This window comes from Pedobacter sp. BG31 (assembly GCF_042464845.1).
GTDB lineage: Bacteria > Bacteroidota > Bacteroidia > Sphingobacteriales > Sphingobacteriaceae > Pedobacter > Pedobacter suwonensis.
The window spans coordinates 16,945-32,479 of sequence record NZ_JBHNZK010000015.1 but is presented as its reverse complement, the minus strand read 5'-3'; the positions used below and the strand labels follow the sequence as shown (position 1 = coordinate 32,479).

The following is a 15,535-nucleotide window of genomic DNA, read 5'->3' as shown; positions in this document are numbered from 1 at the left end:
GTTTATGCCTGCTGCTTTTTAGATTGTGTAATTACAAAATCTTTAAGGTAAAAAGGTTCAAAGTAGGCTACATCTTCAAAATTGCGGTTATCAAACGCCTCGTTAGCCAAACGCGACATATACGTAGCAGAATTGAAATTTCCCGCATCAAATTTCGCATTTTGATGTGTTAAAACGGCTGCACATTTGGCTGCACCATCGCCTAAGAAGGTAATGAGGTGATTGGAAAGAAAATTATTAAAACTCGTGTCATCAATAATTTTAGCTTCAGTGGGTATGGCTACATTTAACAACGGATCCAAAACTGTTGTATATACTTCCATCCTTCTGGCATCAATCATAGGACAGATTAATCCTGAATAAGCCGGATTTTGAGACAAAAAACCAGCGGCCATCATTTCCAATGTTTCAATCGCAATCAAAGGTTTATCCAGGGCATAACAAAGTCCTTTAGCGGTTGAAACACCAATACGCAGGCCTGTGTAAGATCCAGGGCCTTTACTTACCGCAATGGCATCTAATTCCGGATAGCTTAAGCCTGCAGTTTTCACTACCTCATCAATAAACAGCGTCAAATTTGCTGCATGCAGGTTCTGCCCTTGCTCCTCTTTAAATGAAATTGTTTCACCATTAACAGATAACGCCACAGAGCATATTGCCGTAGCGGTTTCTATTTGAAGTATTTTAGCCATGGAACAAAGATAAATAAAAATGGAAGATGTAAGATGAACTACGGAAAATGGGTCCTGAATAGTCCGCAGTCTTGATTAATGGGTCAATTATTAGTTCGAAACGTACCTTCCTGAGCGTATTCGCAATTGATAGCATTATGCCGTCATCCTGAACGCAATGAAAGGATCTTTATAAAATCGAAACTTGACTAAATAGATTTCTCTCCTGAACGTTCGGGACTGCACTTCAGCCGAAAGGAAGACCGCGATTAAGATTGGCGCCAGGAACCAAAAATAACTAATCAACTCATAACAAATGAACCTTACTATGGAACCGGGTCGTGCCCGTGTTTACCCCATGGATGACAACGGCCAATACGTTTTAATGCCAGCCAGCCACCTTTAAACGGACCATGCTTTTTAATGGCTTCGATGCCATATTGAGAGCAGGTTGGCGTAAAACGGCAATTTGCACCCAACATAGGCGAAATGCCGTATTGATAAATTTTGATCAAACTTAAAAATAACCATCCAAAAATTTTATTGATGAATTTCATTGGGCTTGATTAAATTTTGGAAACGCTTAAAGGTAGCGATCAGTTTCTTCTCGATAAAAGCAAATTCATACTTATCCTTTCCCACAAACTGGATGGAAAACAACAGCAATCCCCGGTCTGCCGGTAAAGAAATGTACAACTGATCCTGTTTATTTAGCCGATAAGCTTCGCGGATGCGACGCTTGAGCAGGTTACGATCTACTGCCCGCTTATATCTTCTTTTAGGTACATTGATTACCACCTGCGCTTGCACATCAGTAACAACGTCAACAAAAAGATAAGAAATCCGAAAAGGATATAATAAAAAAGAAGAACCGTTTTTAAACAACAGGTCTAAATATTTCCTGCTGCATAACCGTTCTTCTTTCCTGAATGTGTACATATATTTTTGATTGATAACTGCAGATTTTGATCTGCCAATCCCGAGTTAACGGAAAAGCAATCAAAAATTATGCTTTATGCTTGCGTTCGTCAGAAACTGTTAATCTTTTTCTTCCTTTAGCACGACGTGATGCTAATACTCGTCTGCCGTTAGCTGTTGCCATTCTTTCGCGGAAGCCGTGTTTATTTCTTCTCTTTCTTTGCGAAGGTTGGTATGTTCTTTTCATGACTGTATATTATCTATTGTAAAATTAAGAGGTGCAAATATAAAGCGATTTCTCTACAAATGCAAGAGTGACTAATTATTATTTTATATTTAATTGCAAAGCTAAAGAATCTTTTGAAAACAAATGCGATGAAAATACTTTTTGTTAGCCTGAGGGATAATGGCTAGTGTTATGCCATTGCGAGACGGAACGCACAACCAACCATAAATTTAGCTGTTGATGCTTGCCGGATAACCAGCTTAAAGCCCAAGCGCGGCCTTCAATTTCACATATCCTGTTTTGCTTACAGGAAGCCAGATATCAGACTTTAACAGTACCACATAGCTATCTTTTTCTTTTAGTTCTATTTTAGTTACCTGTGCCAGGTTAATGATGTATGATCGGTGTATGCGGATAAACTGGCTACTATCAAGGGTTTGTTCAAAATAAGCCATGGTTTTGTTTTTATAGAAAGCACCGTCAACAGTACTTAATTTCACGTAATCATCATCAGCCTCTAAGTAGTTAATATCGGCAACCGGAATGATTTTAATTACACCATCTTTTTTAACCACTACCCTATTGTTTTGGGCCGGGCTTAAAGCTGCCGCATCCAAAACAGCTTCTGTATTTTCGGCCTGGTTTAATTTGCCGGGTATTTTTTTGATGGCGGCATCGAAGCGCGATTTATCAATCGGTTTAAGCAAATAATCTACTGCATTAACCTCAAAGGCTTTAATGGCATACTCATCAAAAGCAGTGGTAAAAATTACGGCGGGCTTATCTTCTACCAGTTCGAGCATTTCAAAGCCACTAATTTTAGGCATTTGTATGTCTAGAAAAATTAAATCGGGCTTATGCAAGGTAATGGCTTTCAAACCTTCAAATCCGTCACCACATTCGGCTACAATTTCTATTTCTGCATGATCTGAAAGGTAATATTTTACAATATCTCTCGCTAAAGGCTCATCATCAATTAGTATTGTCCGGATCATTTTTTTGTGGAATTTTTAGGGTGGTAATATATAAATTATTTGCCTCAATATCGGTTTGTAATAAATGGGTATTTGCAAATAACAGATATAACCTGCGTTTAATAGCACTTAAACCGAATCCTGTACCGCCTGCAGCTTTCATTTCCGGATCGAAAGGATTTTGAACGCGCAATTGTAAAATATTATATTCAACAGTAACGTCAATTTTGATCGTTATGCCGGCTGAAGTATTATAAAGGCCAAATTTAATGGCATTTTCCACAATAGGTTGCAACAATGTACCTGGCAAACAGAGTTTTAAGGTATCTTCAGCAACATTTACTTCTACATTTAATCTATGGCTGAACCTCACTTTCTCTATATCAAGGTATAATTGAATATATTCCATTTCTTCCTCTACCGAAACCCATAATTCATCGTCACGTTTTAGGGTGCCGCGCAGAAAAGAAGCTAATTTCGTAATCATCACGCCAGCTTCTTTTGGATTAACCATGGTGAGTGCAAATACCGAATTTAAACTGTTAAAAAGAAAATGCGGTTGCAACTGGTGCCGGAGCTTATTTAACTCAGCCTCTTTAGCCAAACTTTTAGCCGCAGATAGTCGCTCGTGCGTTTCTGACTGTTCTTCTAACCTATACCATAGTATATTGGCTAACGCACACCAACCTAAGCACATAAAAGAAATCAGCCCCCTAAAGGCAAAAGAAAAATTATAAAAATCTTTATATTCTTTATAATCTGTAAAAATATAAAGCAAGCCATATTTGGCAGTATAGATAATCACTAATGTGAGCGCCAGTGTAATAATCAGTACATAGAGAATACGTTCATTTTTTGGCTGGTAATAACCCAGCATATTGCTTACTCCTATACAGGCCAATGCCAGCAAAAAATTACTGGTTAAGCTATCAGTTATGGCTATCCACCAGGAAAAATTAACTACATAATGTAATCCAGCGGCACAAATTATCGTCCATAGGACTGCTATGGCCAATGATACTTTCTGTATTTGCGGAACGGATAAAGGTCTAGTTGTCAAAATGAGTTTGATTAGTTAATGAATTATTGCGATACGCCAGCTCTTCCAGATATCGTGCAACCGAAGTAGGCTCAACAATTCTGGAACTTACTTCTGCACCATCTTTAAGTGCTGCAACTTCAGATATCCCACCTACACCTAAAAACTTCCATACTATTTTATCTCCCTGGCAATTGTTAAGAGAAGGATTAAAATGCATGGCATTCAAATTAGCCTTGCTTAAAGCCTGCCTGATACCATCCGCCTGGATTAAACGTATCTGCTCGTTAAACTGTGGCGTATGTTTGCCTTCACCGCAAATTACCTGATAGATACAATTTACTGCAAACCATTTCATAAGGCGTTATTTATCATGAATATTTAGAAACTTTTAATTTCAATCCCACCAAATAAAGCCGTGCCATCTAAAACCAATGTCTTTTTTAGCTCCGCAACCGGCATCACATGCGATCTTTTATCTTCAACACTGCCAAATAATGCAGTTACATTTGATTTTATTGCCCAGTTTTGTGGTACAATCAATTTAATTCCACCAAAAACGGCTGTTACATCAAGCGATACAGCTTCAGGAAAATCAGCCTGGGTCATTACAATATCTGCGCCTCCAAAAACGGCTGTAACATTTCCACCCTGGAAGTTTTTGGTGTATACCGTTTGATGACTACCTCCAAAAACAGCCATTACATCAATCACATCATTATTACTTATGTTATCCTGGTCTGCAACACTTTCGAAATCAAAATCAGCCTTTTTCTTACCTTTTTTCTTTAAAGACGAACAATGCTTTGGTTTGATAATTAAAAAGCTACCTATAATTACTAAACCAAGGCCCAACGCATATTTTGACAAATCGATGTCCAGGCCAGGTATACGAATTAAGGTATTGTAGGCACCGACTAAAATTAAGACCAGCCATCCTATCCCCTTAAAGTTACGGCGAACGCCGATAAATACACCTAATAAAATTAAAAAATTAGACCAGCTGAATATCCATCCCGGAATATCTAATCCTATATTGTTTAATAAAAATGCAAGCCCAATAATGATGATGATGAAACCGCTCCAAACCCGTCCTGAGTTGTTAAGCTGGTGATTATTATGATTTAAATTTTCCATTTGTGCTCGTGTTTAATAATCCAAAAGTATTGATCAGCTCCCGATCGCCACATAAGCAACATGTAAGAAACCGGCAAACGGCGGTAAGCGACCTTATTTTGTCGGTGAAAATTATTTTGTTATTTTGAAAGCATGAAATTTATACTATTTGTGTTTGTTTTTGCTATTTCTACCGGCTTGTATGCGCAGGAAATAAGCAGCCATTACAAGATCTATGATGTAAAAAAACAAAAATCGATCTCAATAGATGATATTATTGATGATATGGAACATGCTGATGTTTTATTTTTTGGAGAAGACCATAATGATTCTGTAGGACACCACCTCGAAGCGGAACTTTTCAAAAAACTCGATTCAAAATATCCGCGCAAAGTGGCGTTATCCTTAGAGATGTTCCAAACCGATGTACAGCTTGAGGTAGATGAATACCTGGCAGGATTGATCTCAGAAAAGAACTTTGTTAAAGAAAGCAGGGCCTGGGGAAATTATAAGGATTACAGACCTTTAATTGAATATGCCAAACAAAACAGTTTGAAAGTTATCGCGGCAAATGCGGCAACACGTTACAGCAATGCTGTTACACTTAATGGTTTAAAGGTGTTAGAAAAGTTCCCTAAAGCATCGTTCGGCTTTTTACCTCCATTGCCTGTTGATACCGCGCAGGGTAGGTATTATGAAAAATTCACAGAAACCCTGGGCGGGCATAACATGGGCACGATGAAAATTTACCAGACCCAAAATTTATGGGATGCGACCATGGCCTGGTCTGTCAATAGGTTTATTAAAGCAAACAAAGGCATTAAGGTTTTACAGCTGAACGGTCGTTTCCACAGCGATGAAAAGCTTGGTACAGTGGCCAAACTCAAAAAACTCAATCCAAAATTGGCGATTTTGAATATCTCGTCGTTTTCCGATGAAAGTTTTGCCAATCCCGAATGGCAAAAATTTCGTTCTCTTGGTGATTACATCATCATCACCGACCCAAGGGTAAAAAGAAGTTATTAAAACGAAAAAGCTCCGCATCTGGGATTGGTGAGCGGAGCTTTGTGTTTTATGCTTTTGCTTTTAGCAAATCTCTGATTTCTGTTAGAAGCACTTCTTCTTTGGTAGGCGCAGGTGGTGTGGCTACAGCAACCGCTTCCTCTTTCTTTTTCATTCTGTTAATCGTTTTCACCATAATAAAAACAATCAGGGCAAGTAAAAAGAAATTTATCGCAACCGTAATAAAATTTCCATAGGCAAATATAGCGGCGTCGGGTGCAGCCTTTTTCGCCTCAGCTAATGATGCACCCTTCGGAATTAGCTCTGATCCTTTACCCATGGCAAAATAAATGCTGCTAAAATCGGGTTTGCCAACCATAGCAGCCACCACAGGCATAATCAAATCTTCAATTATACTGGTCACAATCTTACCAAAAGCCCCGCCAATAATAACTCCGACTGCTAAATCGAAAGCATTGCCCTTAATGGCAAACTCTTTAAATTCTTTTACAAACCCCATATTGTATTAGCTTAGTTTTATTTATTTACTAAAATAGCAAACATTAAACTCAATGCAAACGTTTAGCAAATAATTTTAAAAACCGAACATATCAATAGGCATTTGGGTCAAATCAGCATAATATCTGAAATCTATTGTTTATTTTTGCGCTATTCTTTTTTTATTTACTATGCTAAAACAACATTTACAACAAAAATTATTACAAAAGTTATCGCCGCAGCAAATACAGTTTATTAAATTGTTGCAGGTGCCAACCGTTGCTTTAGATACCCGTGTAAAAGAAGAACTTGAAGACAATCCGGCGCTGGAAGATCCAAGTTTAATGACTCAGGATGAGCCAAAAAGCGAATATGATGACTTAAATGATAGTCCTGATGATTACGAACAATCATCAGAAGACACCAGCATGGACGAATTTAATGTAGATGATTATTTGCAGGACGATTCGGCGAACGATTATAGCACCAACTATAATAATGGCGACGACGACGAAGAGAAAAAAGAAACGCCAATTGCCATTGAAAGCACCTTTTTTGAAAGTTTACAGGAGCAATTAGACCTTATTCCTTTATCCGATCAGGATTTTATTATCGGTAAACAGATCATTGGCAGTTTGGATGATGACGGCTATTTACGCCGTCCGTTGGGTTCCATGATCGATGACCTTGCTTTTTCTCAGAACGTGATGGTTGAGGAAGAGGATGTATTGGAAATGTTAAAACTGATCCAGGGCTTCGATCCTCCGGGTATTGGCGCAAGAGACCTGAAAGAATGTTTATTGATCCAGTTAAAAAGAAAGGACACCAACAATCCGATTATAGTTAAAGCAATGAATGTTGTAGAAAACTATCTGGACGAGTTTACGCGCAAACATTACGATAAATTAGAAAAAAGTTTAGGCTTGGATAGTGAAGAGCTTAAAGAGGTGGTAAATGAAATTTTACGTTTAAACCCGAAACCGGGTGATGCCAACCAGGTAACCACAAAGCAGATGCAGATTATTCCTGATTTCCACATCAGCAATAATGATGGTGTTTTGATTCTGACTTTGAATTCAAAAAATGCCCCTGAGCTGAAAGTGAGCAGATCTTACCAGGAAATGTTTGAGCATTATGATAAAGCCTCATCTAAAGATAAAAAGTTGAAAGAGGCCGTTCAGTTTGTTAAACAAAAATTAGATTCTGCAAGGTGGTTTATTGATGCGATTAAACAAAGACAACAAACTTTGTTAAAAACAATGAACGCCATCATGCACTACCAGTATGAATATTTTTTAACAGCTGATGAGCGTAAGATGCGTCCCATGATCTTGAAAGATATTGCAGATAAAATCGATATGGATATCTCAACCGTATCGAGGGTGGCAAACTCTAAATACGTACAAACCGAATTTGGTACATTTTTATTAAAATCTTTCTTCTCCGAAGCGATACAAACCGAAAATGGTGAAGAAGTTTCGAATAAAGAGGTTAAAAAAATATTAGAAGACTGTATTGGTAACGAAGATAAACGCAAACCTCTGGCAGATGAAAAACTGACCGAAATTTTAAAAGAAAGAGGTTATAACATTGCCAGAAGAACGGTTGCCAAATATCGCGAGCAAATGAATATCCCTGTAGCCAGGCTAAGGAAAGAGCTTTAATATAGGAGTTACAGAGATTAGCATTTGAAATGCTATATGATGAGCATTTTGGCGATGAAATCGCCTTTCTCATTCATCAAGATTGCAAATCGTGACGATGGAAAATAGTTATTAATAACTTCTGGCTTAATAAGAACTTAATGAGTTAGCAGTTTTCAATTATTAGTTATCTTATATAAATTTTATATAGTCCTCGTTTACAACGAGGATTAAAGATATTGGCATTTGGAATGCCATATCGTGAGCTTTTGCCGATAAAATCGCCTTTCTCATTCATCCCGATTACAAATCGGTACGATATTATCGAATTTCAAATGTTAAGCTGCCAATGGGAATAACCTACCACATTTTGATATACGATGGAACTTTATAGACATTGTTCAACAATAAACCCAATACGATTTCATGGCTTCCGTTGCTTACCTGGTTCAACTGTGAAGTGGTAAAATCGTAAGAATAAGTTAGGTTAACCATCTTTCCAATATTGAAGCCTGCCATTGCAGCAAAAGAATCGTCTTTACGGTAGCTTCCGCCTAACCATATTTTATCTTTAAAAGCCAGTTTCAGGTTAACATCTACAGAAACGGGGGCAGGCGATACATATTTTACCATAACCGAAGGAATGGCTGAAATTTCGTCATCAACAAAAAATTTATATCCTGCGGTAGCAAAATAATGCGGCACCTCTTTACCTAGATTATAATTGTTATCGCCTGTAAAACTTAACTTTTGAGGTAAAATTTGCTGCACAGAAACACCTGCAAACATCCTGGCCCCATATAACCATAATCCTACACCCAGATCAGGTTTAACCTGGTTAATCAATGCCCTGTTCATAACCGGATCTATCGGTGTATCGAAAGTAAGTGCATTTGCATCTAATGCAATACTCGAAATACCTGCCGCCACCCCGGCCGAAAGGTTAAAATTATTACTCAGTTGTAAATGATAAGCATAAGTAACACTGGCATCCAGCCTTTTTATCGGACCGGCTTTATCTAAAACAGCGGTAACTCCCATTCCATGGTGAGGTGGAGACGACATATAATTTTGCGTATAATTCCTGTCCATGGGATTCCCCGTTTGCTCAGGAAAAGCAGTTAAAGCATTGCTCCATAACTGGTTATCGCCCAAGGCCCAGTGCGCTGAAACAAAAGATGTTTGAGGAGCATCTGTAATGCCCGACCACTGTTTACGGTAACCAGCTTTAAAATCGAGGTAATTTTCAATTCCGGAGAGCGCTGGATTTAGCAGGTACTGATTAAAAATGTATTGCGTATACTGTGGCTTTTGCTGTGCAAAAACGTTAAGTGATGCAAAAAGTGCAAATGTGGTGATGAGCTTCTTCAATTTATCTGATTATAGTGAGCGGTCCTGTTATGGTTTTACGTCCATTCTGTGGATTGATAATGTAATAATAAACGCCTACTGGTAACGGTTCATTCTGGTACGTACCATCAAACGGAACTTTATAACCTTTACTCGAAAATATTTTTAGGCCATTTCTGTTGAAGATATCTACCGTAGCATTTGGGTAAGATTCTAAATATTTAATCATCCAGGCATCATTGACATTATCGCCGTTTGGGGTAAAGGTGTTAGGTGGATTTAAGGCCTCCAGAACTTTTACCAATACTTTCGAGGTAGCTGAACAACCGTTGGGTTGCGTGGTTGCAGTTAAGGTATACTCTGTGTCTTTATCTGGTGAAGCAATTGGATTTAACACATCTGTTTTAGCCAAACCGGTTGCCGGCGACCAGCTATATTTCAGATTTATTCCTTCAGCAGTTGCCGGAATTTCAATCTGTCCACCAGCCAGTATGTAAATCAATGTACCTGCATTAGCCACAGGAGATGCATACACCTCGATCGTTTTACTTATTGAAGAAGAACAATTGTTAGCACCTTTAAAAGTGTAAGTAATGATATGTGATCCAACACCGGCAATTTTCGGATTGAAGGTACCGTCTGTCTTTATTCCATCTCCTTTATATTCGCCGCTACCACCGACCACTTCTTCCTCATCTTTCTGCTTCGCTTGTGTAATGAGCACGGTTCCATCTGCTTCGCAAACAGCTGGCATATCATCAAAAACCAATTGTGGAACCGGTTTTAAGGTAACTCGTTTCTCTACTTCTTTAGCGCATTGTTCTCCGGAATAAGCCACTAGCCTAACATTAAAGCTGCGATCTGAGGTACCTCCAAAGGAATTGTACTGAATTTCTATATCACTATCGTCCGGATAAGGAATGGTTTTATAAATACTGGTTTCATTTGGGTAATCCCTGTAAATCTCAATTTTCGTAATCCTGCCAGCAAAAACGGTAGATTTATTTTTGATGATGACCTTATCACTCACACAGACATTATTTTTTACGATATCAAAATCGGCAGCTCTAACTGCACCATTAACCGTAAATGTACGTGTTTTTGACATTTCACAGCCATCTCCATTTTTAACAATCAAAGCTACGCTATAATTACCGGTATCGATGGGAGAAAAATAACCGTCAAAATCTGTTGAGGTTGCTACTATAACTCCGTTATAGGTATAGGTCCATTGTGCTGTTAAGCCAGTTGTACTTCCATCAGCATTTTTGGATGTATTTTTAAATCTCGCTACACCATCAGCCAGACAAAAATCAGGCATTTCAAAATCAGCAGATTGTGGATTAATGACAGTTACATTTTTGCTTTTTGTTTCGCTTACACATCCTTTATCACTTTCGGTAATCAGGGTAATGGTGTAAGAGCCTGTTGCAGTGTATTGATGAATGGGATGCTGTTCAGTGGAAGGTGCGCTTCCGTCGCCAAAGTTCCAGGTCCACTTTACAATGCGCCCGGGATTATCAATCTTCGAGTTTTCGGCTAAAATAACCGGTTTGCCTATACATAAACTTGTTACGTCAAAATCAGATAAAGGCTTAGGGTTAATTAAAATCGGGAATGCAGCAGACGTTTCTGAACATTTTGAATCTGTTGTGGCCGTTAAAACCACATTGTAAGTACCTGGGCGTTCATAAATATGGACAGGGTTCTGTTCTGTTGAAGGAGTACTTCCATCGCCAAAATCCCATAGCCACTGTGTAATGCTCCGCGAGTTTGAATTGGATTTGCTCTGATCAGTAAATTGAATGCCGCTTGATTGACAGCCGGTGGCTGGATATTCAAATGCAGCAGTAGGCTGATTATCAACTGAAAAATCAATAATCAATTCTTCAATATTACCACAATTATCGGCACTGGGTTTGGTAGCGACTACTTTGAACTGATAATCGCCCGGATTTGGATAGTTAAGCTGGTTAGGATATTTGTATGTATAATAAATATTATTATCATTAGGCCTTGTAAAAAAATTAACGACTTCAGGTTTTGGATCACTAAATTTTGGAGCCCCCTGAATGTCCCAATCTAATTTGGTGGCCTTATAGGGTAGATTTATGGTTAAACTGATGGGCTCACCCAAACATCCACTGGTTATCAGTTGTCCGGTAGCTGTACTGGAAGGCTGAAAGGTGAAATTCTGAATGTTGGCGCCTGCAAGGTAAGCATACGATTCTACCGAACCATATCCGTATGAAATGGCAGAAAAACCGCCGGCAGCCGATAACCTGTGTTGCGGCTGCGTATCGCTCACATTAATTACCGCAAAGCTAAATTCATTATCAATAGCAATAAAATTGTTTACCGGATTACCATCAAGCCTAAAGGACGCGATATCTTTTGTTTTGATAATGACATTTAAATAGTAGTCAGAAATCTGAGTAGGTACTTTAACCGATTTCAGATCTGAAAAAACGGTAATGTTATTTAACGTTTGCTCCACAGGATTAAGCACAGTTATTTCAGGATCGCCTAAAAATGAGCCTCCCTGCCTTGTATCTTGTGCATTGTTTGGGTTGCAGGTTTGTGAAGTCTGGTATTGTGCAACAGAAATAGGCCTGGAACCAGAAATGACATTGGCCTTAGTAGAGAAAAAAGTAACCACCGCACCTTTATTATAAGGGTTAGAAAGTGGAGTGCCATTGGCATCAGTTGCACTTCCATTAACGGTTAATGTTGTATTATCTTCGGCAACAATTATCCTCATAATATCGGTATTACCATGTAGGGTATTGTAAAAAGGCGCGGTTACAAAATTTCTTCCCCATGCAGCAACCGGAAAAACTTGTTGATAGAGGTTATCTCCTCCACTTGGTGTACGGTTGTTGCCCTCATTACAAAATGCTGCCCAGGTATTTCCGGAAAATACGGCTATCGGATTACAATTCAGCGCTTTAATGTGGCTTCCTGTTAAGTCGCCTACTGATTGATATTGATAAATATCACCTTTATTTAATTTAATGGTAAAGGTCGTATTGGCAGTTCTTCCTCCATTTCTTTCATTCTGTTTGGGCGTAATTTCTATATCTGTATTATCAGCTGTGGCTACAATGGTAAATTGTGAAAACCCCGATTGATTTCCATGATTTTCATAACTGAAGGCATAATATTCCTGCCCAAGTGTATTTGTTGGCAATACCAGGGTACCACCCGTACGGGCATTATTTGAAATAATACTATACAGCGAGATTGCTTTAGAGGTAACTACGTTGATGGCTTTACTGCGCTCAACTACATTTGAGCTGCTCATTAATACGTTGTATGCAGTCGGATCAATTACAAACGGCAGGCAGGTATTGGCTGGTATCGTTGCGCCAACCGGAGATACCAGGACTCCTCCAATATAAACTTTATAATCAGTTGCCTGATCTGCTGATAAAAACAACGTTAATCTGGAGTTATTGCCATCAATATGGCCAGCATAAGGAACATAAAAATCTTTTCCCTTGTTCGATGTATTTTGCGCTAAAGAAAAGAGGCTGGCAGAAAGCGAGAAAAACAAGACCAATAACCAATGCTTATTCATCACTTATCAGCCTAATTTAAAAACGTCACACATGTTTGTTTGATTAGATATGCAATATACTACTAATCAAACTACATGAAAAAAAATTATTGAATTTTAAACATTTTTAAACAGAAAAACCCAGTTTGGTGTAATAAAACGAAGGCTTAGTGTAAAAAATTTTAGGATTCAAATCGTTTATACACGCAACTACATAATAAATAGTCAGTCATTACTTTGATCGGACTGGTCTCCGCTTCCATATTTTTCAGAAAAATCTTTAGCCTTTTCATCTGCCTGAACATCGTTATGGGCTTCAGGCTCCAGATTATCCTCTAACCGGTCGTTCCAATTGTCAAGTCCTTGATCAGGATGTTTGGCATTTTCTTCGGTGAAATTAGATTTTGCCTGGTCTTCTTTTTGATTTTCCATTGTGAGGTATTTATTAAATAAACAGTGCCAGTTTAGGAATGTTTTATTGGCAAAAATTATTTTACCGGAGGCTCATTTTTGGCATCCTTAAATTCTTTTACGCTCTTCCCTACCCCCTTCATTAATTCAGGCAGTTTTTTACCACCAAAAATAAGCAGGATAACCACTCCGATTAAAATAATTTCTATTGCAGACATATCGTTATATTTTCCACAATATACGTCAATTCTTTTGAATTGGATTCGTTGATTAGTGGTCGCTGAAAAATGAGTCATTGGTATTCTGGCATTCCAGGATTAATTAAGCTGGAAAGATCCTGGAACATGTTCAGGATAACGGAACTAGTTTATTTGAGACATCAATACCAAGCTAATTAAACCAATAAGGCATTTAAAGTTCGTTTTTTAATTTTTGGTACAGCGCCGTGCCTGATAAATTCGGCAAAACCTTTTAACTGTTTAATAGCTTTAATGGATTCATAGCCCTCATATGATGTTCTGATTTTGTTCAACAGCATGGTATCCGTTTTAAACAGATCGCTTTCAACCAATATGCCCTTATCCAGGAATCGCTTAATCAGTTCGGCAATTTTTCCATTGGCATATAAATGAAGGGGTAAGTTAAACACATCATTGTTCAGCTTCTCGAAAGCTTCGTTAACCCAGGCGACTTCACTTTCTGCATTCACCGCTACTTTACCATTTTTCAGAACAACAGCAGTTAAAAATTCGCGGGCGCGCTGACGGGAAATCACCCCAGCATGAACACCATCACGTAAAGTATAATCTAAACGATCGGCACAGAGTGCTGGCAAGGGCTGTTCTAAAATATCAAAGGTACCATGCAGAATCTGGCCCACATTATATCCATATTTCAGCAATACACCGGGTACTTCCGACTTGCATAAAACCTCGGCAAAAACCTTTTCATGATAATCCTCTTCCGTATTGCCGAAAACATAATCGCCCACATGCGAAAAAGCCGTATGTGAAATATCGTGCAACAGGCCTGCAAACTGTTCCAGTTCTGAACCGCCTAGCATCCTGATGAGCATGGTCACCCCGACGGCATGCTCTAGCCGTGAATGGCAGATATCTGGATTGACCAGGAATATCGCACCGCTTTGATGGATCCCACCCAACCTCTTTAAAGCATCGGTATTCAGCAGGTCTGAAAATAACGTAGGCAGTTCCATTTTACCGTATAAAAAATCGTTTACCTGGATCATATTGGCGTGTTTTAACTGAAAGGATTATAAAAACAAAGATACCAAAAAAATTAGTTTTATCACTATAAAATCCCAATTTATCAACCTCAACAAACTAAAATAATTAGCTAAATAATAACTTTCAATTATTTTGAAAGCTATTATTACAATTTCATGATTAAGAAAAAACAGGTCAGCAGAACAAGGCATTTAATTAAACGTTATACTTGTAAAAAACAGCTAATATGGCAACTGCTCAACAAATTAGAAAAGGGTATTTAGATTATGTTTTAACGAATGATGAAAAGCCGAAGTCGGTTTACATTTTTGTAAAAAAACTCAAAATTACTGAGGCCGATTTTTATCAGTTTTTTTCTTCTTTCGAAAGCATCGAAAAAACGATCTGGTTTGAACTCACATTCGAAACCATTACTAAAATCAAAGCGCAGGAAGTTTGGCTCCAATATACGGCGAGAGAAAAAATGCTTTCTTTCTTTTATAGTTATCTGGAAAATCTGAAGAATGAGCGCAGTTTTGTAATTTACAGCCTAAAACATCACCGTGGTAAATTTTCTACGCCTGACGTTTTGACCGGAGTAAAACCTATTTTTGAAAACTTCGCACAGGAGATTATTGAAGAAGGTTTAGATAGCGGCGAACTTGCGGAACGTCGTTTTCTAAGTAAAAGATATAAAGATGCTTTGTGGGTGCAGTTCGCCTTTATTCTAAACTTCTGGATCAATGATGATAGCGAAGGTTTCGAGAAAAGCGACGAAGCCATTGAAAAAGGTATTAATGTTACTTTCGACCTTTTCCAGCATTCGCCAATAGATAATTTATTGGAGTATGGCAAGTTTTTATCAAGGAACGGGAAATTTGCAGAAAAGATGAGGTTTTAAA

At 38.3% G+C, this 15,535-nt stretch carries 17 protein-coding genes; 3 read left to right on the top strand and 14 right to left on the bottom strand.

The window, feature by feature from the left end; genetic code table 11:
* Positions 1 to 2: 2 nt before the first annotated feature.
* From tsaB to ACFE6N_RS16955, 8 genes are all read right to left on the bottom strand, one after another.
* A complete protein-coding gene (tsaB, locus tag ACFE6N_RS16990; protein WP_378938360.1) occupies positions 3 to 692 on the bottom strand; it encodes a tRNA (adenosine(37)-N6)-threonylcarbamoyltransferase complex dimerization subunit type 1 TsaB in 690 nt (229 codons plus the stop codon).
* A 305-nt stretch (positions 693 to 997) separates the two neighbouring features.
* Positions 998 to 1,228: a membrane protein insertion efficiency factor YidD gene (yidD, locus tag ACFE6N_RS16985; protein ID WP_378938358.1), complete on the bottom strand. Its 231-nt coding sequence runs from the start codon at positions 1,226 to 1,228 to the stop codon at positions 998 to 1,000.
* Complete coding sequence (locus ACFE6N_RS16980) at positions 1,212 to 1,610, bottom strand: ribonuclease P protein component (protein WP_145861087.1); 399 nt, start codon at positions 1,608 to 1,610, stop codon at positions 1,212 to 1,214. Before ACFE6N_RS16980 ends, yidD begins: the two co-directional genes overlap by 17 nt.
* 67 nt (positions 1,611 to 1,677) lie before the next feature.
* Complete coding sequence (gene rpmH, locus ACFE6N_RS16975) at positions 1,678 to 1,836, bottom strand: 50S ribosomal protein L34 (RefSeq protein ID WP_010601723.1); 159 nt, start codon at positions 1,834 to 1,836, stop codon at positions 1,678 to 1,680.
* A gap of 239 nt (positions 1,837 to 2,075) precedes the next feature.
* On the bottom strand, positions 2,076 to 2,810 hold the full coding sequence (locus ACFE6N_RS16970) for a LytTR family DNA-binding domain-containing protein (RefSeq protein ID WP_090980230.1): 735 nt from the start codon (positions 2,808 to 2,810) through the stop codon (positions 2,076 to 2,078).
* Positions 2,788 to 3,849, bottom strand: a complete 1,062-nt coding sequence (locus tag ACFE6N_RS16965; protein WP_244278715.1) for a sensor histidine kinase — start codon at positions 3,847 to 3,849, stop codon at positions 2,788 to 2,790. The genes ACFE6N_RS16970 and ACFE6N_RS16965 overlap by 23 nt, the downstream gene beginning before the upstream one ends.
* A complete protein-coding gene (locus tag ACFE6N_RS16960) occupies positions 3,839 to 4,186 on the bottom strand; it encodes a DUF4288 domain-containing protein (RefSeq protein WP_145861086.1) in 348 nt (115 codons plus the stop codon). Before ACFE6N_RS16960 ends, ACFE6N_RS16965 begins: the two co-directional genes overlap by 11 nt.
* Positions 4,187 to 4,209: 23 nt before the next feature.
* Positions 4,210 to 4,965, bottom strand: coding sequence for a LiaF transmembrane domain-containing protein (locus ACFE6N_RS16955; protein ID WP_378938354.1), 756 nt, complete (start codon positions 4,963 to 4,965; stop codon positions 4,210 to 4,212).
* Between the two features lie 132 nt (positions 4,966 to 5,097).
* On the opposite strand from ACFE6N_RS16955, the gene ACFE6N_RS16950 reads away from it, so the two are divergent.
* Positions 5,098 to 5,970: a ChaN family lipoprotein gene (locus tag ACFE6N_RS16950; protein WP_378938352.1), complete on the top strand. Its 873-nt coding sequence runs from the start codon at positions 5,098 to 5,100 to the stop codon at positions 5,968 to 5,970.
* Between the two features lie 46 nt (positions 5,971 to 6,016).
* Here the strand turns inward: ACFE6N_RS16950 and mscL are convergent, their stop codons facing one another.
* Positions 6,017 to 6,466 (bottom strand): large conductance mechanosensitive channel protein MscL, encoded by a 450-nt coding sequence (mscL, locus tag ACFE6N_RS16945; protein WP_293742503.1) that lies wholly within the window; start codon positions 6,464 to 6,466, stop codon positions 6,017 to 6,019.
* 169 nt (positions 6,467 to 6,635) lie between these two features.
* Here mscL and rpoN point away from each other — a divergent pair, with 169 nt between their 5' ends.
* The gene (rpoN, locus tag ACFE6N_RS16940; protein ID WP_090980240.1) at positions 6,636 to 8,108 is read left to right on the top strand and encodes an RNA polymerase factor sigma-54; all 1,473 of its coding nucleotides are present in this window, start codon (positions 6,636 to 6,638) and stop codon (positions 8,106 to 8,108) included.
* A 339-nt stretch (positions 8,109 to 8,447) separates the two neighbouring features.
* On the opposite strand, the gene ACFE6N_RS16935 is transcribed toward rpoN, so the two are convergent.
* From ACFE6N_RS16935 to ACFE6N_RS16915, 5 genes are all read right to left on the bottom strand, one after another.
* Complete coding sequence (locus tag ACFE6N_RS16935; protein ID WP_378938350.1) at positions 8,448 to 9,458, bottom strand: type IX secretion system membrane protein PorP/SprF; 1,011 nt, start codon at positions 9,456 to 9,458, stop codon at positions 8,448 to 8,450.
* Between the two features lies 1 nt (position 9,459).
* The gene (locus ACFE6N_RS16930) at positions 9,460 to 13,017 is read right to left on the bottom strand and encodes a PKD domain-containing protein (RefSeq protein WP_378938348.1); all 3,558 of its coding nucleotides are present in this window, start codon (positions 13,015 to 13,017) and stop codon (positions 9,460 to 9,462) included.
* A gap of 204 nt (positions 13,018 to 13,221) precedes the next feature.
* On the bottom strand, positions 13,222 to 13,428 hold the full coding sequence (locus ACFE6N_RS16925) for a hypothetical protein (protein WP_090980245.1): 207 nt from the start codon (positions 13,426 to 13,428) through the stop codon (positions 13,222 to 13,224).
* 56 nt (positions 13,429 to 13,484) lie between these two features.
* On the bottom strand, positions 13,485 to 13,625 hold the full coding sequence (locus tag ACFE6N_RS16920) for a twin-arginine translocase TatA/TatE family subunit (RefSeq protein ID WP_145861070.1): 141 nt from the start codon (positions 13,623 to 13,625) through the stop codon (positions 13,485 to 13,487).
* Between the two features lie 176 nt (positions 13,626 to 13,801).
* Positions 13,802 to 14,656 carry an HD domain-containing protein gene (locus ACFE6N_RS16915; protein WP_378938345.1) on the bottom strand — a complete coding sequence of 285 codons (855 nt, stop codon included), beginning with the start codon at positions 14,654 to 14,656 and terminating at the stop codon, positions 13,802 to 13,804.
* Positions 14,657 to 14,880: 224 nt separating this feature from the next.
* Between ACFE6N_RS16915 and ACFE6N_RS16910 the strand changes: the two genes are divergently transcribed.
* Positions 14,881 to 15,534, top strand: a complete 654-nt coding sequence (locus tag ACFE6N_RS16910; RefSeq protein WP_090980251.1) for a TetR family transcriptional regulator C-terminal domain-containing protein — start codon at positions 14,881 to 14,883, stop codon at positions 15,532 to 15,534.
* Position 15,535 lies beyond the last annotated feature (1 nt).